28 protein-coding genes are annotated in these 25,716 nt (G+C 63.9%); 11 read left to right on the forward strand and 17 right to left on the reverse strand.

Translation table 11 applies throughout. The features are described from left to right. Position 1 precedes the first annotated feature (1 nt). From EYB42_RS02230 to EYB42_RS02260, 7 genes are all read right to left on the reverse strand, one after another. Positions 2–766 (reverse strand): acetoacetate decarboxylase family protein, encoded by a 765-nt coding sequence (locus EYB42_RS02230; protein WP_135447740.1) that lies wholly within the window; start codon positions 764–766, stop codon positions 2–4. Further along, a complete protein-coding gene (locus EYB42_RS02235; RefSeq protein WP_135447742.1) occupies positions 766–1,809 on the reverse strand; it encodes a Gfo/Idh/MocA family protein in 1,044 nt (347 codons plus the stop codon). Before EYB42_RS02235 ends, EYB42_RS02230 begins: the two co-directional genes overlap by 1 nt. Next, on the reverse strand, positions 1,802–2,530 hold the full coding sequence (locus EYB42_RS02240; protein WP_135447744.1) for a FadR/GntR family transcriptional regulator: 729 nt from the start codon (positions 2,528–2,530) through the stop codon (positions 1,802–1,804). The genes EYB42_RS02235 and EYB42_RS02240 overlap by 8 nt, the downstream gene beginning before the upstream one ends. Further along, positions 2,527–3,480: an ABC transporter permease gene (locus EYB42_RS02245; RefSeq protein WP_135447746.1), complete on the reverse strand. Its 954-nt coding sequence runs from the start codon at positions 3,478–3,480 to the stop codon at positions 2,527–2,529. Before EYB42_RS02245 ends, EYB42_RS02240 begins: the two co-directional genes overlap by 4 nt. Beyond that, a complete protein-coding gene (locus tag EYB42_RS02250) occupies positions 3,477–4,466 on the reverse strand; it encodes an ABC transporter permease (protein ID WP_135447748.1) in 990 nt (329 codons plus the stop codon). Before EYB42_RS02250 ends, EYB42_RS02245 begins: the two co-directional genes overlap by 4 nt. After that, complete coding sequence (locus EYB42_RS02255) at positions 4,466–5,959, reverse strand: sugar ABC transporter ATP-binding protein (RefSeq protein ID WP_135447750.1); 1,494 nt, start codon at positions 5,957–5,959, stop codon at positions 4,466–4,468. The genes EYB42_RS02250 and EYB42_RS02255 overlap by 1 nt, the downstream gene beginning before the upstream one ends. A gap of 70 nt (positions 5,960–6,029) precedes the next feature. Continuing rightward, the gene (locus tag EYB42_RS02260) at positions 6,030–7,067 is read right to left on the reverse strand and encodes a rhamnose ABC transporter substrate-binding protein (RefSeq protein WP_135447753.1); all 1,038 of its coding nucleotides are present in this window, start codon (positions 7,065–7,067) and stop codon (positions 6,030–6,032) included. Between the two features lie 215 nt (positions 7,068–7,282). Between EYB42_RS02260 and EYB42_RS02265 the strand changes: the two genes are divergently transcribed. Next, positions 7,283–8,074 carry a sugar phosphate isomerase/epimerase family protein gene (locus EYB42_RS02265; RefSeq protein ID WP_205909948.1) on the forward strand — a complete coding sequence of 264 codons (792 nt, stop codon included), beginning with the start codon at positions 7,283–7,285 and terminating at the stop codon, positions 8,072–8,074. Positions 8,075–8,125: 51 nt separating this feature from the next. Further along, positions 8,126–9,226, forward strand: coding sequence for an alpha/beta hydrolase (locus EYB42_RS02270; protein WP_135447757.1), 1,101 nt, complete (start codon positions 8,126–8,128; stop codon positions 9,224–9,226). Between the two features lie 5 nt (positions 9,227–9,231). On the opposite strand, the gene EYB42_RS02275 is transcribed toward EYB42_RS02270, so the two are convergent. Genes EYB42_RS02275 through EYB42_RS02285 form a run of 3 tightly spaced genes read right to left on the reverse strand, consistent with a single transcriptional unit; the run spans position 9,232 to position 11,516 of the window. Next, positions 9,232–9,819: a Smr/MutS family protein gene (locus tag EYB42_RS02275; protein ID WP_135447759.1), complete on the reverse strand. Its 588-nt coding sequence runs from the start codon at positions 9,817–9,819 to the stop codon at positions 9,232–9,234. Positions 9,820–9,823: 4 nt separating this feature from the next. Beyond that, a complete protein-coding gene (gene mltA / locus EYB42_RS02280) occupies positions 9,824–10,846 on the reverse strand; it encodes a murein transglycosylase A (protein WP_135447761.1) in 1,023 nt (340 codons plus the stop codon). A gap of 10 nt (positions 10,847–10,856) precedes the next feature. Beyond that, positions 10,857–11,516: a Tim44/TimA family putative adaptor protein gene (locus EYB42_RS02285; protein ID WP_135447763.1), complete on the reverse strand. Its 660-nt coding sequence runs from the start codon at positions 11,514–11,516 to the stop codon at positions 10,857–10,859. 115 nt (positions 11,517–11,631) lie between these two features. On the opposite strand from EYB42_RS02285, the gene EYB42_RS02290 reads away from it, so the two are divergent. Together EYB42_RS02290 and secB are read left to right on the forward strand one after the other, a co-directional pair. After that, on the forward strand, positions 11,632–12,090 hold the full coding sequence (locus EYB42_RS02290; protein ID WP_135447765.1) for an FxsA family protein: 459 nt from the start codon (positions 11,632–11,634) through the stop codon (positions 12,088–12,090). A gap of 53 nt (positions 12,091–12,143) precedes the next feature. Beyond that, a complete protein-coding gene (secB, locus tag EYB42_RS02295) occupies positions 12,144–12,665 on the forward strand; it encodes a protein-export chaperone SecB (protein WP_135447767.1) in 522 nt (173 codons plus the stop codon). 3 nt (positions 12,666–12,668) lie between these two features. On the opposite strand, the gene dnaQ is transcribed toward secB, so the two are convergent. The 4 genes from dnaQ to EYB42_RS02315 are packed head-to-tail and all read right to left on the reverse strand — an operon-like array spanning position 12,669 to position 15,421. After that, complete coding sequence (gene dnaQ / locus EYB42_RS02300; RefSeq protein WP_135447769.1) at positions 12,669–13,403, reverse strand: DNA polymerase III subunit epsilon; 735 nt, start codon at positions 13,401–13,403, stop codon at positions 12,669–12,671. Further along, on the reverse strand, positions 13,396–13,995 hold the full coding sequence (coaE, locus tag EYB42_RS02305; RefSeq protein WP_135447771.1) for a dephospho-CoA kinase: 600 nt from the start codon (positions 13,993–13,995) through the stop codon (positions 13,396–13,398). Before coaE ends, dnaQ begins: the two co-directional genes overlap by 8 nt. Then, positions 13,992–14,831, reverse strand: a complete 840-nt coding sequence (locus tag EYB42_RS02310) for a shikimate dehydrogenase (protein WP_135447986.1) — start codon at positions 14,829–14,831, stop codon at positions 13,992–13,994. The genes coaE and EYB42_RS02310 overlap by 4 nt, the downstream gene beginning before the upstream one ends. After that, positions 14,828–15,421 (reverse strand): Maf family protein, encoded by a 594-nt coding sequence (locus EYB42_RS02315; RefSeq protein WP_135447774.1) that lies wholly within the window; start codon positions 15,419–15,421, stop codon positions 14,828–14,830. Before EYB42_RS02315 ends, EYB42_RS02310 begins: the two co-directional genes overlap by 4 nt. 423 nt (positions 15,422–15,844) lie before the next feature. On the opposite strand from EYB42_RS02315, the gene hemJ reads away from it, so the two are divergent. The 7 genes from hemJ (at position 15,845) to EYB42_RS02350 (ending at position 23,196) form a co-directional block, all read left to right on the forward strand. Further along, the gene (hemJ, locus tag EYB42_RS02320) at positions 15,845–16,294 is read left to right on the forward strand and encodes a protoporphyrinogen oxidase HemJ (RefSeq protein ID WP_135447776.1); all 450 of its coding nucleotides are present in this window, start codon (positions 15,845–15,847) and stop codon (positions 16,292–16,294) included. A 127-nt stretch (positions 16,295–16,421) separates the two neighbouring features. Then, positions 16,422–17,693, forward strand: coding sequence for a transcription termination factor Rho (rho, locus tag EYB42_RS02325; protein WP_135447778.1), 1,272 nt, complete (start codon positions 16,422–16,424; stop codon positions 17,691–17,693). A gap of 13 nt (positions 17,694–17,706) precedes the next feature. Next, positions 17,707–18,990, forward strand: a complete 1,284-nt coding sequence (gene mnmE / locus EYB42_RS02330; RefSeq protein WP_135447780.1) for a tRNA uridine-5-carboxymethylaminomethyl(34) synthesis GTPase MnmE — start codon at positions 17,707–17,709, stop codon at positions 18,988–18,990. 12 nt (positions 18,991–19,002) lie between these two features. Then, positions 19,003–20,868 carry a tRNA uridine-5-carboxymethylaminomethyl(34) synthesis enzyme MnmG gene (mnmG, locus tag EYB42_RS02335; protein WP_167850897.1) on the forward strand — a complete coding sequence of 622 codons (1,866 nt, stop codon included), beginning with the start codon at positions 19,003–19,005 and terminating at the stop codon, positions 20,866–20,868. Next, positions 20,865–21,500 (forward strand): 16S rRNA (guanine(527)-N(7))-methyltransferase RsmG, encoded by a 636-nt coding sequence (gene rsmG / locus EYB42_RS02340; protein WP_240783935.1) that lies wholly within the window; start codon positions 20,865–20,867, stop codon positions 21,498–21,500. Before mnmG ends, rsmG begins: the two co-directional genes overlap by 4 nt. Then, positions 21,484–22,302 carry a ParA family protein gene (locus EYB42_RS02345; RefSeq protein ID WP_135447785.1) on the forward strand — a complete coding sequence of 273 codons (819 nt, stop codon included), beginning with the start codon at positions 21,484–21,486 and terminating at the stop codon, positions 22,300–22,302. The genes rsmG and EYB42_RS02345 overlap by 17 nt, the downstream gene beginning before the upstream one ends. 3 nt (positions 22,303–22,305) lie before the next feature. After that, on the forward strand, positions 22,306–23,196 hold the full coding sequence (locus EYB42_RS02350) for a ParB/RepB/Spo0J family partition protein (RefSeq protein ID WP_135447787.1): 891 nt from the start codon (positions 22,306–22,308) through the stop codon (positions 23,194–23,196). 6 nt (positions 23,197–23,202) lie between these two features. Here the strand turns inward: EYB42_RS02350 and hemW are convergent, their stop codons facing one another. The 3 genes from hemW to rph are packed head-to-tail and all read right to left on the reverse strand — an operon-like array spanning position 23,203 to position 25,693. Then, on the reverse strand, positions 23,203–24,375 hold the full coding sequence (gene hemW / locus EYB42_RS02355; RefSeq protein WP_135447789.1) for a radical SAM family heme chaperone HemW: 1,173 nt from the start codon (positions 24,373–24,375) through the stop codon (positions 23,203–23,205). Continuing rightward, on the reverse strand, positions 24,375–24,980 hold the full coding sequence (gene rdgB / locus EYB42_RS02360) for an RdgB/HAM1 family non-canonical purine NTP pyrophosphatase (protein ID WP_135447791.1): 606 nt from the start codon (positions 24,978–24,980) through the stop codon (positions 24,375–24,377). Before rdgB ends, hemW begins: the two co-directional genes overlap by 1 nt. Further along, positions 24,980–25,693 carry a ribonuclease PH gene (gene rph / locus EYB42_RS02365; protein ID WP_135447793.1) on the reverse strand — a complete coding sequence of 238 codons (714 nt, stop codon included), beginning with the start codon at positions 25,691–25,693 and terminating at the stop codon, positions 24,980–24,982. Before rph ends, rdgB begins: the two co-directional genes overlap by 1 nt. Positions 25,694–25,716: the final 23 nt, after the last annotated feature.

Consider the following 25,716-nt stretch of genomic DNA (forward strand, 5'->3'; position numbering starts at 1 on the left):
GTCATGCCTCCTTCAGGTAGTCGTGGATGATCTGGCCGGGGACCAGGGTGAAATCGGCGGCCCAGAAGAAGCCATCCAGCATCTCGCGGACGGGCAGGCGATGGATCGGCGCCTGGGCATTGGGGCGAAGCTCGACCGTGCAGGGGCCGCGCCAGCATTCGTGGATGGTCACATCGGCCAGGCTGCGGCTGGTCAGCTGCCGTATCGCCGGGGTGCCGTCGATATGGTCCACCGCCTTGAGGTTCAGGTTGGTGGCAAAGGGGAAGATCGCTTGCAACTGGCCGATATCGGCGGCAGTCTGCTTGTAGGGCATGGTCCCGGTCAGGACGTCGATCCCGTTCCGCTCCATCCCGCCGACAATCAGATCACCCCGGAAATCGAGCCAGGGCCGGGCCAGCTTCTTCGGCTGGCCATGAACCTCGCGCCCATGGGCCACGCCGATGTCTGAGGACAGGAAGAGATAGGGCGAATAGCTGCCGACAGCCCTGCCGGACAGTTCGGCGCCAACCATGACGTTGACCTCGTGATAGTGGCCAAGCCGCTGGGTGTCGGTCATCCGGTAGATGTGGATCATCACCTCGGCCCCGGTGGGGACCAGCGGTTCCGGCATCAGGGCGCGGATCGCCTCGATGTCGGTGCGATAGACCAGCGTCAGGATCTGGCAACCCCGGAAGGCGAAGGGGAACGCCGGCACCATCGGCGCGTCAAGGGGGGTTGAAAAGCCCCCTTTCACGATGTCCTCGGTCCGGTTCGGCCAGCGGGGCATCAGACCTGCTCCACCTTGCCGGACCGGGCGGCGCGATACATGGCATCCAGCGTTTCCACGGCACGCTGGCCGACGATACCGGGGGCTTCGTTGCGCTGCGCCGTGCCGAGACAGATCTGCGCCAGGCGTTGGGTCGGCTCGATGCACTGATAGGCCCCGGCGCCCTTCGGCACATCCAGCACCACGTCCTGACTGTCCTTGCGGCGCAGCTCCATGCGTTCGCGCTCGACGTCGATCAGCAGCATCCCGTCCGAGCCGAAGATGCGGATGTCGAGCTGATAGCCGCAGTGCTTGGGCACGGTGGAAGACCCCGACAGTGCGGCGGTAGCCCCGTTCGACAGGCGCACCACGGCGGCATCATACCAGTCCACCCCTGCCGGAGAGAGACCGGTCATCGCCATGACCTCGACCGGGGCCAGATCGACCAGCGCATACATCAGGCCCAGCGCATGCGACAGTTGCCCCCAGCCGTAGCCCCCCGCCTTGGCCGGATCGGCCCAGGTGTCCTTCTGCGGCTGGAACATGTGGTCACGGGTTTCGATCAGCCCCTCGCCACCGAACAGATCTTCGGTCGGGCTGGCCATCTGGCAGACGACGTGACGGATGGTGCCGATCCGCCCCTGCCGCATCAGATCGGCGGCCTGCCGCGTGAAATCCTTGAAGTTCCAGCCATAGGGTATGATGATCTGAAGGCCGTTTTCCGCCGCTTTAGAGACGATTTCCCGCGCCTGCGCGGCGCTGGTGGCCATCGGCTTGTCGATCAGGACATGCGCGCCGGCATCAAGTGCGGCAATGGCCTGTTCATGGTGAACGGTGTGCGGCGAAACGATCACAACACCATCGGGCTTCTCGGTGGCCAGAAGCTCGCGATAATCGGTGTAGCCCCGCGCAATGCCGAAGCGGTCGGTGATTTCCTTCAGCGCCGCGGGGTCGCGCCGGTTCACTGCCACCAGATCGACCGTCGGATCGGCCAGCAGCGAGGGAATGTAGACATGCGCGCCCCACCATCCGGCGCCGAGAACTGCGATACGCGCCTTACGCACCTGTCACCTCCCTTAATGCGTTGCGGACATTGACCATGTGCTGCCGCATCGCGCGTTGTGCGGCGGCGGGATCGCGGGCCTGCAGGGCGGCAAGGATCACCTGGTGATCCTCGATCGACTGCTGGCGGATCGACTTGCGCTTCTGGAAGGCCTGCCGCCCCTGATCGCCCAGCACCTGCAACAGCTTGCCGAAACGCGACAGGAAGTCGTTGCCCGAGGCTTCGAGGATGGTCTTGTGAAATTCCACATCGGTGTCGTGGAACAGCTCGGCGTCCTCCGGATCGGCGACCTGGGCGGCGACCAGGTCGGCCAGCCGGCCCAGGGCCGCGTCGGTCAGACGTTCGGCCGCCAGCCCCGCGAGCATCGGCTCGAAATGGATGCGGGCATCGAAGAGTTCCGCCATGTTCTGGGCGTTGAGCGAGACGAAGAAATCCATCGGCGACAAGAGGTCGTCGGCATCCAGCGCCGTGACATAGACGCCGCCGCCGTGACGGATTTCCAGGACGCCCAGGATGGACAGCGCACGAAGTGCCTCGCGCACCGTGGGGCGGCTGACATCCAGCTGCTCTGCCAGGTCGCGTTCCGGCGGCAGCTTGTCCCCGGCGGACAGATGGCCCGCCTTGACCAGATCAAGGATGCGCTGGACGACCAGTTCGCTGACGGCCTTCTTGCCGATCGGTTCGGACAGCGTCTTCACCAGATGAAGTCGTGGCTGTTTCATCGCACCCTCGCAAGCAGGCGGCTGCCGGTTTCGCGGATGATCGGCACCATCACCGACAGGATCAGCAGCACGCCAAGAACGCCGGTCTGGATATGCCCGGTGATGTTCTGAAGCGCCATGCCGTTGCGCAGGGCCAGAACGATCAGGATAGCAAGGATCGTACCCGACATGGTGCCCGCGCCGCCGAAGATGCTGACCCCGCCCAGAAGAACCATGGTGATGATGTCCAGCTCGAACCCCTGTGCTATATCGCCCCGGATCGCACCGACCCGAGCGGCGAACATGATGCCGGCCAGGGCCGAGACGGTTCCCGAGGCGATGAAGATCCTGATCTTGACCGAACGCACGTCCAGCCCGGAATATTCGGCCACCGCCCGGTTCGCACCGATGAAATAGACCTTACGGCCAAAGGCCGTGCGCTGCAGGATCAGGAAGGCCAGAACCGCCAGCACGGCGAACATGATGATTGCCAGCGGCACCGGCCCGACCAGACCCCTCTGGCCCAGCGCATTGAACCAGTCTGGAAAGCCGCTGATCCCGCGGTCTTCCACCAGCACGCGGGCGAAGCCCCGGAAGGCGATCATCGTGGCCAGGGTCACGACCAGCGACGGGATGCCGAAGCCCACGATGAACAGCGCATTGAACGCGCCGCAAGCCAGGCCGATGCCCAGCGCGATGACGATGGCCCAGCCCCCCGGCACGCCTGCCTGCACCATCCAGCCGAATGCGCAGGCGGCGAGGCCCATGACCGAGGCTACCGAAAGGTCGATCTCGCCGTTGATGATGACGAAGGTCATCACCAGGGCAACGATGATCTTCTCGACGGAAAGCTGGACCATGTTGATCTGGTTGCCCACCGTCAGGAAGACGGGCGAGGTCCAGGCGTTCAGCGCGTAGATCAGGACAAGGACAAGAAACAGAAACCCTTCCCAGCTGCGCATCCACGTCATGCGGCACCCCCTTTGCGGCGCAGAAGGCGGCGCATCAGAACTGTGTCGGCGGCAACAGCCAAAAGGATCAGAAGGCCAAGCACCGCCTCGCGCCAGAATTCGCTCACCAGCGCCCAACGCACCAGCGAGGTGTCGATCAGATCGATCAGCGCGGCCCCGATCAGCACGCCCAGCACATTACCCGACCCGCCGAAGATGTTGACCCCGCCAACGACGACCGCGCCGACCGACTTCAGCTCCAGCCCCAGGCCCGCGACCACGGTGATGTTGCCGAAACGTGAAAGGAACAGGAAACCGGCCAGCCCAGCCAGGGCGCCGGAGATCACGAATGCCAGGAAGATGGTCCGGGCCGCGTTGAGGCCCGCAAAGGCCGCCGCGTCGGGGTTGGAGCCGATGGCGTAGAATGTCCGCCCGGCGCGAAACCGGGTCAGGAAGACATGCGCTGTAAGCACGACAAGAAGCGAGATCACCACGATCCAGCGGACTTGCAGATCTCCGACAGTGAAGGCGTTCATGGTGGCGAATTCGGTCAGCCAGGCGGGCAGGCGATCGGTGGTGATGGATGAACCGTCGGAGGATTGCACCAGAATCGAGCGGAAGATCGCCAGCGTGGCCAGGGTCACGATGATGGATGGCAGCCGGAAGCGGGCCACGAGGAAGCCGTTGAACGCCCCGAATGCCGCGCCGATGGCCATGGCCAGAACCGGGACCAGAACCGGCGGCAGGTCTGGCCATGCCATCAGGATGCCGCCGGTGAAATAGGCGGTGCAGCCCACGACCGAGCCGATGGAAAGGTCGATGTTGCGCGTCAGCACGACGAAGGCCTGACCGACCGCGATCAGCGCGATCACCGCGACCGACCCCGAGATCCGGTTGAACAGACGGGCGTTCATGTAGCCGTCGATCTGGCTGGCGAAGAACAGGACCGTGGCGATGAACACGCCCAGCAGGACCAGGATGCGAAGGGTGGAAAGCGAAACCCGCATCAGGCCACCTCTGCCGCGACGGCAAGGTGCATGACGGCCTCATCCGTTGCTTCCTCGCCCTTGAACTCACCGACGATCCGGCCTTCGCGCATCACGATGATGCGGTCGGCCAGCGACAGTACCTCGGGCAGGTCGGACGAGATGATGATGATCGCAACCCCCTCTGCCGCCAGGCTGCGCAGGATCTGGTGCACCTCGGCCTTGGCACCGACATCAATGCCGCGCGTGGGTTCGTCCACGATCAGCAGGCGGGGGCGGGTGTTCAGCCACTTGGCCAGCATGACCTTCTGCTGGTTGCCGCCGGAAAGGGTGCCGACCGGAACGGTCAGGTTGGCCGCCTTGATGTTCAACCTGTCGCGGAAGGCTTGCGCATCCGCCAGTTCCCGCACCCGGTCAAGCCAGCCAAAGGGGCCGGAGTATTTCGGCAGCATCGGCAGGGTCAGGTTGGGGGTTATGCCCTCGGTCAGCGCAAGGCCCAGCTTCCGGCGGTCTTCCGAGACATAGGCGATGCCAAGCGCCTTTGCCTGGGCGGGGCTGGTGATCGTCACGGTCTTTCCGGCCAGTTCGACACGGCCGCCATCGGCCGGGGCCACGCCGAACAGCGCCAGAGCCACATCCGTCCGCCGCGCCCCGACGAGGCCCGAGAAGCACAGGATCTCGCCCTTGTTCACGGTGAAGCTGACATTGCGGAAGACGCCGTTTCTGGAAAGGTCAGAAACCTTCAGAAGCACCTCGCCCGTCGTCTTCGACGGCGCGCGCGCGAAGCGGCCAGCCATGTCGCGGCCGACCATTTCCGCAATCATCGAGGCCTGGGTCACCTGGTCCACCGGCCGGGTCGAGATATGCTGGCCGTCGCGCATCACGGTGACGGTGTCGGCCAGCGCGAAGATCTCTTCCAGACGGTGAGAGATGTAAAGGACGGCCACCCCCTGATCGCGCAAGGACCGGGCAATGCCGAACAGACGCTGCACCTCGTGTTCCGACAGCGAGGCGGAAGGTTCGTCCATGATCAGCACGCGGACATTCAGCGAGATCGCGCGCGCGATCTCTACCGTCTGCTGTTCGGCCAGTGTCAGTTCCGCCGCCGATCGCGTGGGGTCGAGCGTGACGCCAAGCCGGGCGACCATTGCGGCGGCCTCGTCGTTCAGGGCCGACCAGTCGATCAGCTGCGGGCGGTTCTGGTGGCTGATGAAGATGTTCTCGGCAACCGAGAGGTCGGGAAAGACCATCGGCTCCTGATAGATCGCCGCTATGCCTGCACGCTGGGCGGCAGCAGTGCCCCGCAGCGTGACGGGCTGGCCATCGACCAGGATCTCGCCGGAATCGGGCTGATGGATGCCGGTCATCGTCTTGATCAGGGTGGATTTTCCGGCACCGTTCTCGCCAACGAGGGCGTGGATGCGCCCTGGCTTCAGCACCAGGGAAAAGCCGGACAGCGCAGCCGTGCCGCCGAAGCTTTTCGAGATGTTGCGCATTTCAAGGACAGGGGGCATTCCGGCAACCTTCGGGCAAGGGCGGTCAGCCCCCGGGGAGCAAGGGGCTGACCGTGATCGGGCAATGGCGTTACTTCGCCTCTGCCTCGACGTTGTCCTTGGTGTAGACGGTGAACGGCCCCATCAGGATGCGCTTTGCGCCCGGGCGGCCCGGATCTTCCTCGATCGTGTAGTCACCCATGCGGCCGGCGGTGAAGGTCTCGCCGACCTCGCCCTTGATCTTTCCGGTCGCCAGCATGTAGCTCGTGTAGTAGGTCAGATAGCCCAGATCGACAAAGCTCCACAAAGCGAACTCAGGTGCGCAGCCGTTCAGCGTGTAGCTGACCATCTCGGCTGGCAGGCCCAGGCCTGAAACCTTGACCCGGTCGCAAAGCCCTTCGTCCTGCATCGCCTTCGCGCTGGCCTGAATGCCGACGGTGGTAGGCGACATGATCAGCTTCAGGTTCGGATGGCTGTCCACCAGCGCAAGGGCGCGGTTGTAGCTGACTTCGGACTGGTCGTCGCCATAGACGATATCCACCAGTTTCATGTTGGCGTACTTCGGATCCTTCAACGCCTCCTGCATGGCGGCGATCCAGGCGTTCTGGTTCGCAGCGTCCGGGGTGGCCGAGAGCACGGCAAATTCGCCTTCGCCTCCCATGATCGAATGGGCCATGTCGGCCATCACAACGCCGATGGATCCGAAATCGACCTGCGCAACGAACAGCGATTCCCCTTTGCCGCTGGGGATAGGGCTGTCCCAGGTGACGACCTTGGTGCCTGCGGCCTGCGCGGCCTCGGCCGCGGGGGCGATCTGATCACCGGCATTGTTCGACAGCATCACGACATCCTGGCCCTGCGATCCGGCGGTGGTGAGGATCTCGATCTGTCCGGCGACCGAATTCTCGGGCGTCGGCCCGGTGTAAAGCAGCGTGCCGGTATTGCCCAGTTCGGCATGGGCCTCTTCCGCACCACGGTTGGCCTGATCGAAGGGCAGGATGCCAAGGAACTTCGGCAGCAGCACCATGTTGACCTTGCCGCCCTTGTCGGCGGTGACAGCCTGCGCGTGCGCGCCATGGGCTGCAAGCAATGCGCAAAGCGCAAGCGTGGAAACTTTCAGATGTTTCATGAAACGACGTCCTCCCGTGGTTTTTTCAGAACCGGACTGGCTCCCCCCGCTCCGGTTGCGGGAAATATTGGTCAGACCAATTTCAGGAAAGCAAGCGATTTCGTTGCTGCATCGCGGCTTGGCAGGGGCAGAAACGGCAAAATCTGCTTGTCTTGCGCCGTGTCTACGGTCAGTTTTCCGGAATTGGCATGACCAGTCGGGGGGAAGACATGCGCATGACCATCACATCCTGGTCGTTTCCGGCCTGCACCCTGGCCGAGGCGCGGGGCGTGTCCGAAGCCCTGGGGTTCCGCGCAATGGATATCGGCCTTCTGCACGGGGCAGCCCTGGACCGGCAGAAGATCCTGGCCGAGCCCGAGGCCGCGGCGGGCGATCTGGACGGGCTGACGGTTTCCAACCTCTACTGGCTGTTCGGGCGCGACATCGCCGAAAATGCGGTCAGCGATCCCGCTGCCCGTGCGCGGAACACGGCAGAGTTCGAGACGGTCTGCCGCTTTGCCAGGGCGGCAGGATGCCCGACCATCTTCGTGCTGCCGGGCATCAGTGGCCCGGGGGCCTTCGAGGCGGCAGCAGCCGGGTTGCGCGATCTTCTCGCGGTGGCGCGGCGCCACGGCGTGACCCTGACGGTCGAGCCGCATGTCGGGGGTCTGCTTGCCTCGCCCGCCGATACCTTGCGGATGCTGGACCAGGTGCCGGGGCTGAAGCTGGCGCTGGACTATGCGCATTTCGTCTGCATGGGCTTCCGTCAGGCCGAGATCGACGTGTTGGCGCCGCACGCGGGGCATGTGCATCTGCGGCAGGCGCGTCCCGGTTCGCTGCAGGCAAAATGGGGCGAAGGGGTTCTGGATTTCACCGCCATGATCGGCACGCTGCGCGATGCCGGCTACCGCGGCTGGCTGGCGGTGGAATATGTGCATCAGGGTTACATGAACACCCTGTTCGACGATGTGCTGACCGAAACGGTCCGGATGCGCGATCATCTGCGCGCGCTGGGGGTTGCCGCCTAGTGTGTCCGCACGCGCCTTGACCGCGCCGGCAGGGCTGGTCAGGGTGACGACATGCCATTGCGACTGATTGTGCTTGTCTTCATCCTCATGTCCTGCGCGCCAAGGGCTGCCTTTGTCGCTGCCCCGGCCGGGGGTGGGGTGGAACCTGCCACGACGATCTTCGTGGGCACCATGCGGCAGCCGGGACCGGAAGGCTTTACCCGTCTTCGTTCGGACACGACCGGCTTCGTCCGCTACGATCTTTCGATCCCGACCGACCGCGAACCGGGCTCGCTTGACTGGCCGCGCCAAGGGCAGAAACCCGATCCGAAACGGCATTTCCTGCTGATGAACGAGACCCGCTTTGCCTCGGCGCGCGAGTTTCGTGCGGCGCTGTCGGCGGCGATGGGGCGGCAGGGGCAGACCGATGCCGTGGTTTATGTCCACGGTTTCAACAATACCATGGCCGATAGCGTGCTGCGGGTGGCGCAGATGCACCATGACCTCAGGGTGCCGGGGGTGGGGGTGCATTTTGCCTGGCCGTCACGCGGCTCGGCGCTTGGCTATGTGTACGACCGCGAATCGGCGATGTTCAGCCGCAGCGGGTTCGAGGAGCTGCTCGATTCGGTCGCCGATGCCGGTGCGCGCGAGATCGTCATCGTGGCTCATTCCATGGGCTCTGCCCTGACGATGGAGACCTTGCGCCAGATGGCCATCCGCAAGGATTCGCGCACGCTGGGCCGCATTGCCGGGGTCATCCTGATTTCGCCCGATCTGGACGTGGACGTGTTTCGGTCACAGGCACGCGACATGGGGGGTCTGCCGCAACCCTTTGTCATCTTCGGCAGCTCGCGCGACCGGGTGCTGGGCCTGTCGGCCCTGATCGCCGGCGAGGCAGACCGGCTGGGCCGGCTGGACGATGTTTCCCGACTGGCCGATCTGAAGGTGATCTACCTGGACACCGCTGCCTACAACACCGGCTCGGGTCATCTGAACCTGGGGCAGAACCCGGCGCTGCTTAGCCTGTTCGGTGGGCTGATCGGCATTGATCAGGCATTCAAGGCAGATGCGCGGTCGCGGATCGGTCTTTTGCCAGGGCTGGTCCTGACGGTGCAAAACGCGACAAAGGTCGTGCTTGCGCCGGTCGAGGCCATTGTCGATCCGGCAGAGTAAGCCGGTCAGCGCCGACGCAGATAGACATAATAGGCGCCCGCACCCCCATGCTTCAGATGCGCTTCGCTGACCTGCAGAACCACCGGTCCCAGGGGCGGCAGTCGCAGCCAGTGCGGCACCTGATGGCGAAGCGCGCCCATGCGCTGGGGTATCGGGCCCAGATCCTCGCTGCGCTTGCCCTTCCCGGTGATGACAAGAACCAGCCGCAGCCCCTGGGAATGGGCGTTCAGGACAAAGCGGATCAGCTCGGGGTGCGCTTCTGCCAGCGTCAGGCCATGCAGGTCGATCCGGGCCTCGGGGGCAAGCTTGCCGCGCCGCATCTTGCCGTGGGTTCTGGCATCCATCTGCAAGGGCGCCTGCGCCAGCAACTCGGGCAAGGTGGGCGCCAGTTCGCGCCGTTCGGGAACGCGGACCTTTTCGCCCAGCGTAAAGGGTGGCAGCCGGGGCTGTGCGGGGTGCAGCGGCTCCGGCACCGGACGCGAATCTGCCTCGGGTGGGCGCGGCGCGTCGGGGCCGTGCATCGGGCGCGTCGTCCGGGCAACCGCGCGCCAGAGCTCGACCTCCTCCGGCGAAAGTTGGCGGCGGCGCGCCATGGGATCAGTTGCCTTCCAGCATGGCGAAAGCCCGGTCGATGGGCAGCAGCAGAACCATGCGCCCCGGATGCTTCACCGTTCCGGCGGCCGCGCCGGCGGCGGGGCCGGTTCCATAGAAGATGTCGGCGCGCTGCATGCCCTTGATCGCCCCCCCGGTGTCCTGCGCCACCATCAGGCGGCGGATCGGCGCACGTCCGTCTTTCTCGATCCAGACCGGTGCGCCGAGGGGGGTGAACTTGGGGTCGATGGCGACTGACCGCAGCGTGGAGATCGACCGGCCCATTGCGCCGATCGGTCCATCCTTCGGATCCAGCGTCCCGATCTTGCGGAAAAAGACGTAGGACGGATTGGTGTGCAGCAGATTCCTGCCTTCGCCCGGGTTGCTGCGGACATAACTGGCGATTTCGGGGGCAGAGACCTGATCCATCGTGTGCGTGCCGCGCCGGACCATCTCTTGCCCGACCGAGCGGTAGGCGTGGCCGTTCGACCCCGCGTAACCCACGCGGATCACCGAGCCGTCGGACATGCGGATCCGGCCCGATCCCTGCACCTGCAGGAAATAGACATCCACCGGATCGTCCAGCCAGGCCAGCTCCAGCCCGCGACCCGCAAGCGCGCCGGATTCGATGGCCTGGCGGCTATGATACACCATCCCCTCGCGCAGCTCCGGCGGGCGGCGATAGATGGGATACTGGAACCGCCCGCTGCGGACCGGAGACCCCTCAAGTTCGGGCTCGAAATATCCGGTGAAAAGGGCGGGTGGTCTGCCCACCACAACCGGCCTGAAGAAAAGCTCGAAGAAGCTGCGTGCAGAGGTGTCGTCCTGCGGCACATCGGCGGCCACCGCGCAGATCGGGCGCCAGTCCGGCGCATCGATCAGGTCGCAGGTACGCAGGAAGGCTGTCAACGCCTCGGCGTGGTTGTCATCATGCCAGCCGTCAAGCGCCTCGAACTCCAGCATCTCGGCCGGGGCCGGACCTGCGGTCATTGCCGCCATGACCCCCAGGATGCGAAGAAACCCGCGCATCCCCGGTGCATCATTCGCCCGTGGCAACAAGCTGCCAGTTCGGGTCGTCCGAGCCCATCTTTCGGGCAAAGGTCCAGACATCGCGCGATTTCCGGATCTCGCGCGGGTTGCCTTCGACGATCTCGCCGGCCTTGTTGCGGACGACATAGGTCTGTTCGCCGACGAAGCGCACCGAGATTTCGCCGATGCCGGTGGCCTTGTCGAAGGTCGCGTCCTGCAGCGCCATTTCCTTCATGCCGACGAAGCTTGCCTCGATCGTCAGCCCCTCGCGTTCGCGCTGGGCAATGGCCTCGGCAAAGCTGGCGGCAACGTCATCGGACAGGAAGGGGCGGATCCGCTCAAGATCGCCTTTCTCGAAATCCATCAGGATCATTTCATAGGCGCTGCGCGCGCCCTGCAGGAAGGGCGTGACGGCAAAGGATGGCTCTGCCTGCTTCATGGCGGCCAGCGCCTTTGCTGCGGAAGAGCCCTCGGGGACGTGGTCGGTGATGTCGCGGTCAACCCCGCCCTCGATCACCTCGAAGTCGCGGCGCACACGGGGGCGCACCTCGTCCAGGGGGATCGGCGGCTTCTCGAAACCGTCCCGGGTTCCAAGAACCGACCGCAGCTTCAGGATCAGGAAAATCGCGATCCCGGCCAGGACCAGAAGTTGGATCAGGGATCCGTTCATGCCACCCTCTACAGGTTTGGGTTTCTCTTTGGCTTTCGCACTGCCTGCCCTATGTAGGGTGGGGTGCCCGTGAAGTCCACCAGAGGACGGCCGCAGAGGCTCAAGGGGAAGAAACATGTGGCTTCTTTTGGTCATTCTCGCCGTTCCTCTGATCGAGATCGGCCTTTTCGTCCAGATTGGCGGCTGGATCGGGATGTGGGCAACCATTGGCTGGGTCATCCTTTCCGCGATGCTTGGCATGATCGTGCTGAGGGGGGTGGCAAGCGGTGGTCCGGTCGCGATCAGCCGCGACATGCATGAATTTCGCGACCCGCTGTCGCCGCTGGCGCATCGTGTCATGGTGGTTCTGGGGGGCGGGCTGCTTATTCTTCCCGGCTTCCTGACCGATGCGATCGGCCTGCTGCTGCTTCTCCCGCCGGTTCGCCAGATCATCATCACCCTGATCGGGCGCCGCCTGCAGAAGGCCCGCGGCACGACGGTTCACACCACCATCATCGAAGGCGAATGGCACGAAGTCGAGCCCCCCGACCAGCCGGGCCGGGAAAGGCCGCCATCCGAATGGACGCGCCATTGAGCCAACGGGGCTGACCTGATAGGAACGCGGCAAAGCTTTTGGGAGAGTCCTTGATGGCCGACGAAAACCAGCCCGGCAATGGCGCCGCCGCCGCCACCCCGCCGCAGGTTCGCATGCAGGTTCTGGCACAGTACGTCCGCGACCTGTCCTTTGAGAACGTGGTGATGCAGAAGGGTCTGTCCGGCGCCGAGGTTCAGCCCGACGTCCAGGTGGCCGTAAGCCTTGACGCACGCAAGCGGCCCGTGGCCAACCAGTACGAGGTCATCACCAAGTTCAAGGTGACCTCGAAGAACAAGGTCAACAATGAACCCCTGTTCCTTCTGGAGCTGGAATACGGCGGCACCTTTCACATCGAAGGCGTCGCCGAGGAACAGCTGCATCCCTTCCTGCTGATCGAATGCCCGCGGCTGCTGTTTCCCTTCGTGCGCCGCATCATCTCGGATGTCACGCGCGACGGCGGCTTCCCTGCGCTGAATGTGGATACGGTCGATTTCCTGGCCCTGTACCGGCAGGAACTGGCCCGCAGGGCGCAGCTTCAGCAGGCCCAGCAGACGGCCGGTGGAAGCCCGAACTGACGATCAGCCTGTCTTGCGCCAGATCGCCGCGTCGCCCAGCCTTGCGATCATTGCCTCGTGTGCGGCGGCCTCTTCCGGGGTGATCCGCGGGGCCAGGGGTTCTGGCCGCGGGCGGGGCCGCCAGGCGGCTTCGGCTGCGGTCGTGCTGGCCGGGCGTGCGGCAGCTCCGGCAAGGACCAGGTCGGGCTGTCGGCCCCCGATCAGCTCCAGATAGACTTCGGCAAGGATTTCGCTGTCCAGAAGCGCGCCGTGCTTTTCGCGCATCGAATTGTCGATGCCGAACCGCCGGCACAGCGCATCGAGCGACGCCGGCGAGCCTGGAAACCTGGTGCGCGCGATCATCAGCGTGTCGGTCGCCCGCGAATAAGGCAGGGTTGGCAGGCCGATGCGCTCGAACTCGAAATTCAGGAACTTCATGTCGAAGGCGGCGTTGTGAATGACCAGCTGCGCATCAGCGATGAAATCCAGAAACGCCTGTCCGATGCGGGCGAACACCGGCTTGTCGCGCAGGGTCACACCCCCGGGCACGGGCGGCCCCGGGGGCTCAAGGATGTCGTGGCCGAGTCCATGCACCTCGAACGCCTCGCGCGGCATGCTGCGCTCGGGATTGATGTACTGATGAAAGGTCCGCCCTGTCGGCAGGTGGTTGTAAAGCTCTACCGCGCCGATCTCGACGATGCGATGCCCTTCGGCGGGTTCGAAGCCCGTGGTTTCGGTGTCGAGGACGATCTCACGCATTCTGGCGGGTCCGACGGTCTATGTCTGCCAGCACATCCTTCACCGCGGCGCGGGCGGCTTCAAGGCTGGTCGTGGGAATGATGTAATCGGCCCGGGCACGCTTTTCGGCGTCTGGCAACTGCCGTGCCAGAATCAGCGCAAGGTCGGCGTCCGACATGCCGCGGCTCAGCACCCTGTCCCGCTGCATTTCTGCCGGGGCGGTGACAACGGCGACCGCGTCGCACGAAGCGTCGAGCCCGGTCTCGAAAAGCAGGGGTATGTCCAGAACCACGACCGGCGCCGCAAGGTGCTGGCGCAGGAACTCGGCGCGATCTTCGGCGATCAGGGGATGGATGGCCGCATTCAGCCGGTCCAGTGCGGAAGGATCGGCCCGCAGCAGCGCGCGAAGTTTCGGACGGCTGACGGAACCATCTCCTTCCATGGCTGCCGGAAACAGCCCCGCGACAACCCGCGCACCCCTGCCGCCCGGCTGGTAAAGGCGATGAACGGCGGCATCGGCATCCCAGACCGGAATGCCGGCCTCTGCGAACATCGCTGCGGTTGTCGATTTCCCCATTCCGATCGAACCGGTCAGCCCCAGCAGGAAGCTCATGCCGACAACACGGCCTTGCGCGTGGCTTCGTCGACGTCCGGCCTGATGCCGAACCAGCGTTCGAAACCGGGAGCCGCCTGATGCAGAAGCATCCCCAGCCCGTCCACCACCGGGTTTCCGCGCGCCTCTGCCTCGATCAGAAGCTGGGTCTTGAGCGGGGTGTAAACCAGGTCGGTGACCAGGGCGTGCGGGTTCAGCCGGTCGAGCGGGATGTTGAGGTCAAGCTTGCCCGTCATGCCAAGCGAGGTGGTGTTCACCAGCATTGCGGCGTCTTCCAGCAGGTTCGCCGCCTGCACCCATTCGTGCACATGGACCTTCGCGCCAAAGTCGGACCGCAAGGCATCGGCGCGTGCCCTTGTCCGGTTCATCAGCCGGATTTCGGGCACCCCGACCTCGATCAGCGCAGCGACCACGGCACGTGCCGCGCCGCCAGCCCCCAGCACAACGGCCGGGCCGGCTGCCGGTACCCAGTGCGGGGCATTCTGGCGCAGGTTGGCGATGAAGCCGGATCCATCCGTGTTGTCGGCGTGGATCTTTCCGTCCTTGCGGAAGATCAGGGTATTCGCGGCCCCGATCAGCGCCGCCCGGTCGGTAACGATGTCGGCGATGTTCAGGATCGCCTCCTTGTGGGGAATCGTAACGTTCGCGCCCACAAAGCCAAGCCTTGGCAGGATCCGCAAAAGTTCGTTCAGCTCAAGCGGCGCAATGTCGATCGGCACATAGTGCCCCTTGATCCCATAGCGCCTCAGCCAGTAGCCATGCAGCGCCGGACTTCGGCTGTGGGCGATCGGGTGTCCGATAACACAGGCCAGGGGAATACGGGTATGCTCGGTCATGTCGCGATCATGCCCCGAGTTCTCATCCATGCCAACAGGGGCAAAAGCGGCAGGCCAAGGATCGTGAAGTGGTCGCCGGAAATCGCCGAAAACAGCCGGATGCCTTCTTCCTCGATCTTGTAGCATCCGACAGAGTGGCGGATGCTTTCCCAGTTTCGTGCAACATAGTCGTCCAGGTAACTGTCACTGACAGGATGCATGGTCAGACGCGCCTCTCCGATATGGCGCCACACGGGTTTGGCGTCTTCATAGGCAACGATGGCAGACAGCAGCTTGTGCGACCTGCCACGCAAGAGGCGAAGGTGTTCATGCGCTTCCTCGGGGCTTTCGGGTTTCGAAAGGATCCTTCCCTCGATTTCGAGCACCTGATCGCAAGCCAGAACCAGCTTGTCAGCCCGCCGTTCTGCCACCTTTCGCGCCTTCATTTCGGCCAGCGCGTCGGCAATGTCGCGGGGACGGGCGGATTCAGCCAGAAGCGCATCACGCACTGCGGATTCATCCACGCGCGGGGCTACTGCCTCTACCGCAAGTCCTGCGGACCGGAGCATCTGCAGCCGGACAGGAGAGGTAGAGGCCAGAATGATCGTCATGGGAAACCCTGTGCATATCCTCGGTTTGTTCCTTTGGGCAGGATCCGGGAAAAGCCTGCGCGAAGGAAGTTCCCCTTGATCCGGGGGCTTTTCACGCCCGCCATGCCAGAGATATCCCGCTGTGCAAGGACTTGTCACGCTGATTGGGGATGACAGGTCTTTCATGACGATCCGCCTGCGCGTCCTGTGGAAATGAGACTGGATTTTCTACCGATAACATATTGTTTTTAATTGTTTTTATTTCAGAAGGCGCGTCTGGAACCAAGTTATCCCGAATTCATCCACAGCTTTTGTTCCGTGGGAAAATCTGGGGATGGTCGGGTTAATCCCCTTCTCCACAGGGTCTACTACAACCTCATTCCTTCTTTTTCTTCTTCTTTGTAAGACGAAGCTGAAGTTGAGGCTGCACCTGCGAGAAGGCACATGACCGATTGGCTGACAGAGTGGTATCTGGTCATCAAGGCGCTACATGTTATTTCGGTCATCACCTGGATGGCGGGGCTGTTCTACCTGCCGCGCCTATATGTCTATCATGCCGAACAGGTGCTGACCGGCACCCGCACGGACGAGATGTTTCAGACGATGGAACGCCGTCTGTTGCGGGCGATCATGAACCCCGCCCTGATATCGACCTGGGTTTTCGGCCTTGCCCTGGTCTTCACGCCCGGGATCGTGGACTGGTCGGCCCCCTGGTCATGGGCCAAGGCGGCATGCGTGCTGGCCATGACGGGTTTCCATGGCTGGCTGGCCGCGCGGCGAAAGGATTTTGCAAGCGGCCGCAATACACGCAGTGGCCGGACCTACCGCATCATGAACGAGGTTCCGACGCTGCTGATGGTGGTCATCGTCTTTGCGGTCATTACCCGGTTCTGACGCTGCGCCGTTGACTTTTGCCGGGCTGCGTCGTATCCGGCCGGATGCGGGGCCGTCCGGCCCATGGCGCCTCCCGACCCAACCATGCTGTGATCCGCCCGTCGGGCCGATCCCCTGAAGGTATTCCATGACTATCGAACGTCTCAATCTCGCCGACCTCAAGGCCAAGACCCCGGCCGACCTTCTGGCCATGGCCGAGGAATGGGAAATCGAGAACGCCCCCAGCATGCGCAAGGGCGAGATGATGTTCTCGATCCTGAAGGAGCATGCCGAGGAAGGTTGGGAGATCGGCGGCGATGGTGTGCTTGAGGTGCTGCAGGACGGCTTCGGCTTCCTGCGCAGCCCCGAGGCCAACTATCTGCCCGGCCCGGACGACATCTATGTCAGCCCCGAGATGATCCGCCAGTTCAGCCTGCGCACCGGCGACACGATCGAGGGCGTCATCAAGGCCCCGCAGGAAAACGAGCGTTACTTCAGCCTGGTGAAGGCCACGAAGATCAACTTCGATGACCCCGAAAAGGCCAAGCACAAGGTCCATTTCGACAACCTGACGCCGCTTTACCCCGACGAGCGGTTGCGGATGGAAATCGACGACCCCACGATCAAGGACCGATCGGCGCGGATCATCGACCTGGTGGCGCCGATCGGGAAGGGCCAGCGCGCGCTGATCGTGGCCCCGCCGCGCACCGGGAAGACCGTCCTGCTGCAGAACATCGCGCATTCGATCGCGGTCAATCACCCGGAATGCTATCTGATCGTGCTGCTGATCGACGAACGCCCCGAGGAAGTGACCGACATGCAGCGGTCGGTGAAGGGCGAGGTCGTCTCCTCGACCTTCGACGAACCGGCGACGCGGCACGTCGCGGTGGCGGAGATGGTGATCGAGAAGGCCAAGCGTCTGGTCGAACACAAGCGCGACGTGGTGATCCTGCTGGATTCGATCACCCGTCTGGGCCGGGCCTACAATACTGTGGTGCCGAGTTCGGGCAAGGTGCTGACCGGCGGTGTGGATGCGAACGCCCTGCAACGCCCGAAGCGGTTCTTCGGCGCGGCCCGGAACATCGAGGAAGGCGGGTCGCTGACCATCATCGCCACTGCGCTGATCGACACCGGCAGCCGCATGGACGAGGTGATCTTCGAGGAATTCAAGGGCACCGGGAACTGCGAGATCGTGCTGGACCGCAAGGTTGCCGACAAGCGCGTGTTCCCGGCCATGGACATCCTGAAATCCGGCACCCGGAAAGAGGATCTGCTGGTGGACAAGACCGACCTGCAGAAGACCTATGTCCTGCGCCGGATCCTGAACCCGATGGGCACGACGGATGCGATCGAGTTCCTGATTTCCAAGCTCAAGCAGACCAAGACCAACGCTGAATTCTTTGAATCGATGAACACGTAAGGCGCAGGCGGCGATGGACACGATCTATGCCCTCGCCACGGCGCGGGGTCGGTCGGGCCTCGCCGTGGTTCGGATCTCGGGGCCCGATGCACTTGCGGCGGGCAGGGCGCTGTGCGGCAGTCTGCCCGAGCCGCGCCGCGCCAGTCTGCGCCGTCTGACCTGGGGTGGAGAGCTTCTGGACGAAGCCCTGGTCCTGACCTTTGCCGAAGGTGCAAGCTTCACCGGCGAGACGGTGGTAGAGCTGCATTGCCACGGCGGCCCGGCGGTGGTGGGCGCGGTGCTGCGGGCCCTGGCCGATCAGCCGGGGCTGCGGATGGCCGAGCCGGGAGAGTTCACCCGCCGCGCGCTGGAAAACGGCGTGCTGGACTTGCCGCAGGTCGAGGGGCTGGCCGACCTGATCGACGCCGAGACCGAGGCACAGCGCAAGCAGGCCGTGCGGGTGCTGTCGGGCACAGTTGGCCAGAAGGTGGAAGGCTGGCGGCGCGACCTGATCCGGGCTGCCGCCCTGCTGGAAGCGACTATCGATTTTGCCGACGAGGATGTGCCGGTCGATGTCTCGCCCGAGGTGCTGGAGCTGATCGACGGGCTGATGGACGATCTTGGCCGCGAGGCGGCCGGGGTGACGGCGGCCGAACGGATCCGCGACGGCTTTGAGGTGGCGATCGTCGGCGCACCCAATGCGGGGAAATCCACGCTGCTCAATCAGCTTTCGGGTCGCGAGGCGGCCATCACGTCCGAGATCGCCGGCACCACACGAGATGTGATCGAGGTGCGGATGGAGATTGCCGGTCTGCCGGTGACCTTCCTCGATACGGCGGGGCTGCGGGAAACCGAGGATCGGCTGGAACGCGCCGGGATCGAGCGGGCGCTTGCCCGCGCGCAGGCGGCGGATCTGCGGCTGTTCCTGACCGATGGCTCGCCGCTGCCCCTGGAACCGGAAGGCGATGATCTGGTGGTTCATGGCAAGGCGGACACCATATCTGGGTATTCTGGGCTGGCCGTCTCTGGCAAGACCGGGCAAGGCGTGCCTGAATTGATTGCGCGGATCGGCGAAATCCTGGCGCAGCGGGTGGGCTCGGCCGGTGCTTTGGTGCGCGAACGGCATCGCGTGGCCGTGACAACGGCGATTGCTGCTCTGGCCGAGTCGCGGGCAGAAATGGTAAGGAATGACTCGCGCGTCGAGCTGGCGGCGGAACATCTGCGGCAGGCGGTCCGGGCCCTGGATGCCCTGGTTGGCCGCGTGGATGTGGATGACCTGCTGGGCGAGATCTTCGCCAGCTTCTGCATCGGCAAGTAGGGAGTGTTCCACGTGAAACACTACGATGTCATCGTGATCGGCGGCGGCCATGCCGGCGCCGAGGCTGCAGCCGCCGCGGCCCGGATGGGGGTGGCCACCGCGCTGGTCACGCTGCGGGTGGAGACGCTGGGCGCGATGTCCTGCAATCCCGCGATCGGCGGTCTTGGCAAGGGCCATCTGGTGCGCGAGATCGATGCGCTGGACGGGGTGATGAGCCGGATGGCGGACCGTGCCGGGATCCAGTTCCGGCTGCTGAACCGGCGCAAGGGCCCTGCGGTGCAGGGGCCGCGGGCGCAGATCGACCGACGCCTCTATCGTGAGGCGATGCGGGCCGAGCTGCTGGCCACCCCGGGCCTTCAGGTGATCGAGGGCGAAGTTGCCGGGCTGCGCCTTTCTGGCGGTGCGGTGACCGGCGTGGTGCTGGCGTCAGGCGCAGAGCTGGCCTCGGGCCGTGTGGTGCTGACGGCAGGCACCTTCCTGAATGGCGTGATTCATATTGGCGACCGGCGGATGCCGGGCGGTCGTATGGGTGATTCTCCGTCGAAGCTGCTGGCAGCACAGCTTGCCGAGCTTGCCCTGCCGGTTGGTCGCCTGAAGACGGGAACCCCGCCGCGGCTGGATGGCCGGACCATCGACTGGGCGCGGCTCGACAGTCAGCCGGGGGATGAGAACCCGGTAATGTTCTCGTTCCTGAACCGGGCGCCCGAGGCTCGGCAGGTCGCCTGCGGCATCACCCATACGACTGAGGCGACCCACCAGATCGTCCGGGACAACCTGGGTCGTTCCGCGATGTATGGGGGCCATATCGAGGGCGTCGGCCCGCGCTATTGCCCGTCGATCGAGGACAAGGTGGTGCGGTTCGCCGACAAGGTTTCGCATCAGGTGTTCCTGGAGCCGGAGGGGCTGGACGACCACACGGTTTATCCGAACGGGTTGAGCACCTCATTGCCGGAAGAGGTCCAGCACGCCTATATCCACACGATTCCCGGCCTGGAACACACCGTGATCCTGCAACCGGGCTATGCGATCGAATATGATTATTTCGACCCCCGCTCGCTGCACGGGACGCTGGAGACGCGTGCCGTGCAGGGCCTTTACTTCGCTGGGCAGATCAACGGCACGACGGGGTATGAAGAGGCGGCAGCCCAAGGTATTGTGGCCGGGATCAACGCCGCCGCAGCATCCAGGGGGGCTGAACCGATCCTTTTCAGCCGAACCGATAGCTATATCGGCGTCATGATTGATGATCTGACATCGCGGGGTGTCACAGAGCCTTACCGCATGTTCACTTCGCGGGCAGAGTTCCGGCTGACTGTTCGGGCCGACAATGCCGATCGACGGCTGACTCCGGTAGGCCTAGCGGCCGGCTGCGTGTCGGAAGCGCGTCGCATCGCCTTTGAGGCCAAGCTGGAGGCCTTGGAATCGTGCCGAGGGGCGCTGTCTTCCGCCATGCTGTCGCCGAAGGATCTTGTCGCCTGTGGTCTGAACGTCAGCCGCGACGGGGGGAAGCGCAGCGCGTATGAGGCCCTGGCCCTGCCGGGGGCAGATCTGGATCGGCTGGTGAACAGCTTCGAGGTGTACCGGTCCATTGAGCCGACGGCGCTTGCACAGCTGCAGATTGATGCGACCTACGACCAGTATTCTGATCGGCAAACGCGTGAAGTGGCCGATCTTCGGCGCCAGGAGACGCAGCGAATCCCTGCAGACTTCGACTATCGGCGTATTTCCGGGCTATCGAATGAACTGAAGCAGAAACTTGCACAGATCCGGCCGGAAAGCATGCTTCAGGCCGCGCGGATCGAGGGGGTTACGCCGGCGGCGATGCTGCTGATCCTTTCGCATCTGCGCAAGGGCCATTCCGAACGGCTGGTCGGATGATGGTGAACGACCAAGTCGAGGTGGGCGGGGTGGATGTTTCACGTGAAACATTTGCCACGCTGAAAGGACTGGAAGGTCTTGTTCGCAAATGGAGTCCCGCCATAAATCTGGTCAGCAAGGCCACGATGTCTGACCTGTGGGACAGGCACATTGCAGATTCGGCGCAACTTTTTCTGCTATGCCCCCCAGATGCGCGAGCCTGGGTTGATCTGGGGTCGGGCGGGGGCTTTCCGGGCCTTGTGCTGGCGGCCATTGCCCGCGAAAAGCATCCGGGACTGAAGTTTACCCTGGTCGAGGCCGATCAGCGCAAGGCGACGTTCCTTCGTCAGGCGGCCAGATCACTGGGCTTGCCTGTGGTCGTGTTGCACCAAAGGATCGAATCCCTGGCGCCGCTGCAAGCCGATGTGATTTCTGCCCGTGCGCTTGCCTCTTTGTCCGATCTGCTGGGCTTCGCTGCGGTGCATTTGCGTGCGAGCGGAACGGCCATCTTTCCCAAGGGGGCGCGCCATGCCGAGGAATTGACCGAGGCGCGGAACAGGTGGACATTCGACATTGAAACGCGACCCAGCCAATCCGATCGGGATTCAGCGGTTCTGGTGATCAGGAACATTCATCGTGCAAACCAAGACTGAAGCAAAGCGCGCCCATATTATTGCTTTGGCCAACCAGAAGGGCGGGGTGGGCAAGACCACGACTGCGATCAACCTGGCTGCCGGGCTTGCCGAGCTTGGCTTGAAGGTGCTTCTCGTGGACATCGACCCGCAAGGCAATTCGTCCACGGGGTTCGGAATCCGTCCGGATGCCCGAAAGAAGACAAGCTACGATTTGATTGTCGATCAGGCAGATCTACAGGATGTTGTGGTTGAAACGGGTATTCCCGATGTAATGATCATCCCGGCTAACGCAGACCTTGCGTCGGCCGACCTTGATATCGTGTCGAACGAAAAGCGCAGCTATCTGTTGCACGATGCCTTGCGCCGGCCGGAAATGGACAGCTTCGGTTTCGACTACGTCCTGATAGATTGCCCACCGGCGTTGAGCCTTCTGACCGTCAACGCCCTTGTCGCCTGCGATTCGGTCCTTGTGCCGCTGCAATGCGAATTCTTTGCGCTGGAAGGGCTTTCTCAGCTGATGCTGACGATTCGCGATGTGCGGCGCTCGGCCAATCCGAACCTGCGGATCGAAGGTGTTGTGTTGACCATGCATGACCGCCGCAACAGATTGACCGCGCAGGTCGAAGCCGACGCTCGTGCAAACATGGGTGAGCTGGTCATGCAAACGACGATTCCGCGCAATGTCCGCATCAGCGAAGCCCCATCACATGCGCTGCCGGTTCTGACCTACGATCCGGGATCGAAGGGGGCAGAGGCCTATCGCGCCCTGGCGCGCGAGATTGCCGCCCGGCGCAAGACACCCGAGATTTCAGAGGCCTGAGAGATGAGCAGCAAGAACGAAAAGCGCGGTCTGGGACGTGGTCTGTCTGCCTTGATGGCAGACGTCCATCTTGCCGGCCCGGAGCAACTGGGAACCCCGCGCAAGGCCGAGCTTTATCTGCCGGTCGACAGGCTGGAGCCCAATCCGCAGCAGCCACGGGTGGACTTCCGCAAGGAAGAATTGGAATCGCTGGCTGATTCGATTCGGCAGAAGGGCGTCATCCAGCCGCTGATCGTGCGGCGCAAGCCTGGCAGCGACCGGTATGAAATCGTTGCGGGTGAACGCCGATGGCGGGCGGCACAACTGGCGCAGCAGCACGAAGTCCCCGTCGTGGTGCGCGACCTGAATGATACCGAAGTCCTGGAAGTGGCGATCATCGAGAACATTCAGCGCGCGGATCTGAACGCGATCGAAGAGGCGCTGGGATTCCGTCAGTTGATGACGCGGTTCGGGCACACACAGGAAAAACTGGCCGAGGCTCTGAGCAAAAGCCGCAGCCATGTGGCCAACCTTCTGCGACTGCTGACCCTTCCAGACGAAGTGCAGGAAATGGTCCGCAGCGGAACGCTGAGCGCCGGCCACGCCAGGGCGCTTATCGGGCATCCGCGGGCTGCGGAGCTGGCGGCGCAGGTCGTGGCGAAGGGCCTTTCCGTGCGCGAGACGGAAAAGCTGGCCAAGGCCGAAGGGGTAGGAAAATCGGCAAGACCGGCACCGGCAAAGCGTGAAAAGGATGCCGACACGCGGGCGCTGGAGGCGGATCTTTCCGCCAACCTGCGACTTCCGGTGACGATCGAGCACGGTGCCGACGGCGAAAGCGGACAGATCACCATTCGCTACAAGACGCTGGATGATCTCGACATGCTGTGCCAGATGCTGTCGCGTCTACCAGATTAGGTGGTTTCAGCCGCCGCTTTGACGATCGGCCAGCAGCCGACGCAGAATGGCGTTCAGGACGATCACGCCTGACCGGGTCGTGGCTATGCGGTCCCCATCCCGGCGGATGAGACCTAGGTTGATCACCTCGTCAAGCGCTGCGTCGGGCAGGGGGCTGCCTGCCAGATCGGCGAACCGGGTCAGAGAGGCGCCTTCCCGAAGGCGCAGCGCAAACATCAGATATTCGGCGGCGCGGTCCTCGGCCGGCAGGGATTCGATCCGTTCTGCCGCCCCCGCCGCGGAAAGGGTCTGGTTCAGCCAGAGTGTCGGCAGGGGTTCCGCCACGGTTGCGATGCGTCCCGAACCCAGCGTGAGGCGCCCGTGGGCGCCGGGGCCGATGCCCGCATAATCCCCCATGCGCCAGTAGATCAGATTGTGCCGCGATTCGTCGCCGGGGCGGGCGTGATTCGAAACCTCATAGGCCGGCAAACCGAATGATTCGGTGATCTCCTGCGTCAGCTCGAACATTTCGGCGGCAAGGTCTTCACCCGGAAGGCCGTGCAGCAGGTTTCTTGCATGCATCTGGCCGAAGACGGTGCCATCCTCGATGGTCAACTGGTAAAGTGACAAATGGGACGTGCCAAAATCCAGCGCGCGGCGCAGCTCGTCCCGCCAGGCCGCCAGCGTCTGGTTCTGGCGCGCATAGATCAGGTCGATGCTGACCCGCTGAAAGGTGGACTGCGCTATGGCGATGGCGGAATGAGCGTCCTCGACACTGTGCGCACGCCCGAGACGGCGAAGATCGTTCTGATCAAGTGACTGAATTCCAAGAGAAACCCGGTTGACGCCGGCCTTTGCATAGCCCTCGAACCGGGCAGCCTCGACCGAGCCGGGATTGGCCTCAAGCGTGATCTCGACATCGTTTGCAAGCACCCAGGTGGCGCGAACGCGGTCAAGGATGCACTGAACGGTTGCCGCCTCCATCAGCGATGGGGTGCCACCGCCGAAAAAGACGGTGTTCAGCACGCGACCTTGCGTCATTGCGCCGACGCGGTCGATCTCGGCCTCGAATGCGCGAAGCCACCGTGACTGATCGACGCCCGATGCAACGTGGCTGTTGAAGTCGCAATATGGGCATTTCGACTGGCAGAAGGGCCAGTGCAGATAAAGGCCGAAACCCGCATGGCGCCAGTCTTCCATCAGGCAAACAGGGCAGCGACCAGTTTGGCGAAGGCATCGGCACGATGGGACAGGCGGTTCTTCTCCCAGCGGTCAATTTCGCCGAAGGTCTGGCTGTAGCCATCCGGCAGGAAGATCGGGTCGAAGCCATGGCCTTGGTCTCCACGACCGGGCCAGACCAGGCGGCCTTGCACTTTTCCTTCAAAAACAAGGTCCTGCCCATCCGGCGCTGCCAGAACCAGCGTACAGCAGAACTGGGCACGGCGGGGTTCCGGGGCATTTCGGGCCTCAAGTTCGCGCCAGACGCGCTCCATCCCGACCTTGAAATCGCGGCCCTTCGCCGTTGTGGCCCAATCGGCGGTGAAAACACCCGGGGCACCGTCCAGCGCATCGACGGCAAGCCCGGAATCGTCTGCCAGTGCCACCATCCCGCTGGCCTTTGCGGCAGCGTGAGCCTTCAGCCTGGCATTGCCGGCAAAGGTGGTTTCGGTTTCTTCCGGCTCGGGCAGGCCAAGTTCGCCGCCGCCGACCACCGTCACACCGTAGGGTGCCAGAAGATCGGCGATTTCTTCCAGTTTGCCCCGGTTGTGCGTGGCAACCAGCAGTCGATCCCCGCGTTTCAGCATCAGCCCAGTGCCGCCTTCTGCGCGGCGACCAGCGCCGCATTGCCGTGACGGGCAAGGTCCAGCAGATGCAGCAGCTCGTCCTGACTGAAGGCGGACCCCTCGGCCGACATCTGCACCTCGATCAGCTTTCCCGCGCCGGTCATCACGAAGTTTCCGTCGGTCCCGGCAGCGGAATCCTCGGCATAGTCAAGGTCCAGCACCGGCTGCCCGGCATAGATTCCGCATGACACGGCAGAGACATGGTCCAGGATCGGGTCGGTCGTGATCGCGCCCGCAGCAAGCAGCCTGTTCACCGCCAGGCGCAACGCCACCCAGCCGCCGGTGATCGAGGCACAGCGGGTGCCGCCGTCGGCCTGTATCACGTCGCAGTCCACGACGATCTGCCGTTCCCCAAGCGCCTGCCGATCAACGCCCGCCCGCAGTGAGCGTCCGATAAGTCTTTGAATTTCCTGAGTTCTGCCAGACTGCTTTCCTGCCGCTGCCTCTCTGCGGGTGCGCGTGTTGGTCGCCCGCGGCAGCATTCCGTATTCTGCCGTCACCCAGCCCTGCCCGGACCCCTTCAGGAAGGGCGGGGGTTTGTCCTCGATCGTGGCGGAACACAGGACATGCGTCTCGCCCATGCGAATCAGGCATGACCCTTCGGCATGCCTCATCACGCCGGTTTCGATTGAAACCGCGCGCAGATCGCTTAACTTCCTGCCTGACGGGCGCATTGCCGGACCTTTCTGCCTGGGAT

Source organism: Tabrizicola caldifontis (genome assembly GCF_004762095.1).
Classification (GTDB): Bacteria; Pseudomonadota; Alphaproteobacteria; order Rhodobacterales; family Rhodobacteraceae; genus Tabrizicola; species Tabrizicola caldifontis.

What these genes read in the sequence shown, in the direction of transcription:
- EYB42_RS02230 (WP_135447740.1), bottom strand. Translation starts at nt 766, where the DNA reads ATGCCCCGCTGGCCGAACCGGACCGAGGACATCGTGAAAGGGGGCTTT.
- EYB42_RS02240 (WP_135447744.1), bottom strand. Translation starts at nt 2,530, where the DNA reads ATGAAACAGCCACGACTTCATCTGGTGAAGACGCTGTCCGAACCGATC.
- EYB42_RS02245 (WP_135447746.1), bottom strand. Translation starts at nt 3,480, where the DNA reads ATGACGTGGATGCGCAGCTGGGAAGGGTTTCTGTTTCTTGTCCTTGTC.
- EYB42_RS02250 (WP_135447748.1), bottom strand. Translation starts at nt 4,466, where the DNA reads ATGCGGGTTTCGCTTTCCACCCTTCGCATCCTGGTCCTGCTGGGCGTG.
- EYB42_RS02255 (WP_135447750.1), bottom strand. Translation starts at nt 5,959, where the DNA reads ATGCCCCCTGTCCTTGAAATGCGCAACATCTCGAAAAGCTTCGGCGGC.
- EYB42_RS02260 (WP_135447753.1), bottom strand. Translation starts at nt 7,067, where the DNA reads ATGAAACATCTGAAAGTTTCCACGCTTGCGCTTTGCGCATTGCTTGCA.
- EYB42_RS02265 (WP_205909948.1), top strand. Translation starts at nt 7,283, where the DNA reads ATGACCATCACATCCTGGTCGTTTCCGGCCTGCACCCTGGCCGAGGCG.
- EYB42_RS02270 (WP_135447757.1), top strand. Translation starts at nt 8,126, where the DNA reads ATGCCATTGCGACTGATTGTGCTTGTCTTCATCCTCATGTCCTGCGCG.
- EYB42_RS02275 (WP_135447759.1), bottom strand. Translation starts at nt 9,819, where the DNA reads ATGGCGCGCCGCCGCCAACTTTCGCCGGAGGAGGTCGAGCTCTGGCGC.
- mltA (WP_135447761.1), bottom strand. Translation starts at nt 10,846, where the DNA reads ATGCGCGGGTTTCTTCGCATCCTGGGGGTCATGGCGGCAATGACCGCA.
- EYB42_RS02285 (WP_135447763.1), bottom strand. Translation starts at nt 11,516, where the DNA reads ATGAACGGATCCCTGATCCAACTTCTGGTCCTGGCCGGGATCGCGATT.
- EYB42_RS02290 (WP_135447765.1), top strand. Translation starts at nt 11,632, where the DNA reads ATGTGGCTTCTTTTGGTCATTCTCGCCGTTCCTCTGATCGAGATCGGC.
- secB (WP_135447767.1), top strand. Translation starts at nt 12,144, where the DNA reads ATGGCCGACGAAAACCAGCCCGGCAATGGCGCCGCCGCCGCCACCCCG.
- dnaQ (WP_135447769.1), bottom strand. Translation starts at nt 13,403, where the DNA reads ATGCGTGAGATCGTCCTCGACACCGAAACCACGGGCTTCGAACCCGCC.
- coaE (WP_135447771.1), bottom strand. Translation starts at nt 13,995, where the DNA reads ATGAGCTTCCTGCTGGGGCTGACCGGTTCGATCGGAATGGGGAAATCG.
- EYB42_RS02310 (WP_135447986.1), bottom strand. Translation starts at nt 14,831, where the DNA reads ATGACCGAGCATACCCGTATTCCCCTGGCCTGTGTTATCGGACACCCG.
- EYB42_RS02315 (WP_135447774.1), bottom strand. Translation starts at nt 15,421, where the DNA reads ATGACGATCATTCTGGCCTCTACCTCTCCTGTCCGGCTGCAGATGCTC.
- hemJ (WP_135447776.1), top strand. Translation starts at nt 15,845, where the DNA reads ATGACCGATTGGCTGACAGAGTGGTATCTGGTCATCAAGGCGCTACAT.
- rho (WP_135447778.1), top strand. Translation starts at nt 16,422, where the DNA reads ATGACTATCGAACGTCTCAATCTCGCCGACCTCAAGGCCAAGACCCCG.
- mnmE (WP_135447780.1), top strand. Translation starts at nt 17,707, where the DNA reads ATGGACACGATCTATGCCCTCGCCACGGCGCGGGGTCGGTCGGGCCTC.
- rsmG (WP_240783935.1), top strand. Translation starts at nt 20,865, where the DNA reads ATGATGGTGAACGACCAAGTCGAGGTGGGCGGGGTGGATGTTTCACGT.
- EYB42_RS02350 (WP_135447787.1), top strand. Translation starts at nt 22,306, where the DNA reads ATGAGCAGCAAGAACGAAAAGCGCGGTCTGGGACGTGGTCTGTCTGCC.
- hemW (WP_135447789.1), bottom strand. Translation starts at nt 24,375, where the DNA reads ATGGAAGACTGGCGCCATGCGGGTTTCGGCCTTTATCTGCACTGGCCC.
- rdgB (WP_135447791.1), bottom strand. Translation starts at nt 24,980, where the DNA reads ATGCTGAAACGCGGGGATCGACTGCTGGTTGCCACGCACAACCGGGGC.
- rph (WP_135447793.1), bottom strand. Translation starts at nt 25,693, where the DNA reads ATGCGCCCGTCAGGCAGGAAGTTAAGCGATCTGCGCGCGGTTTCAATC.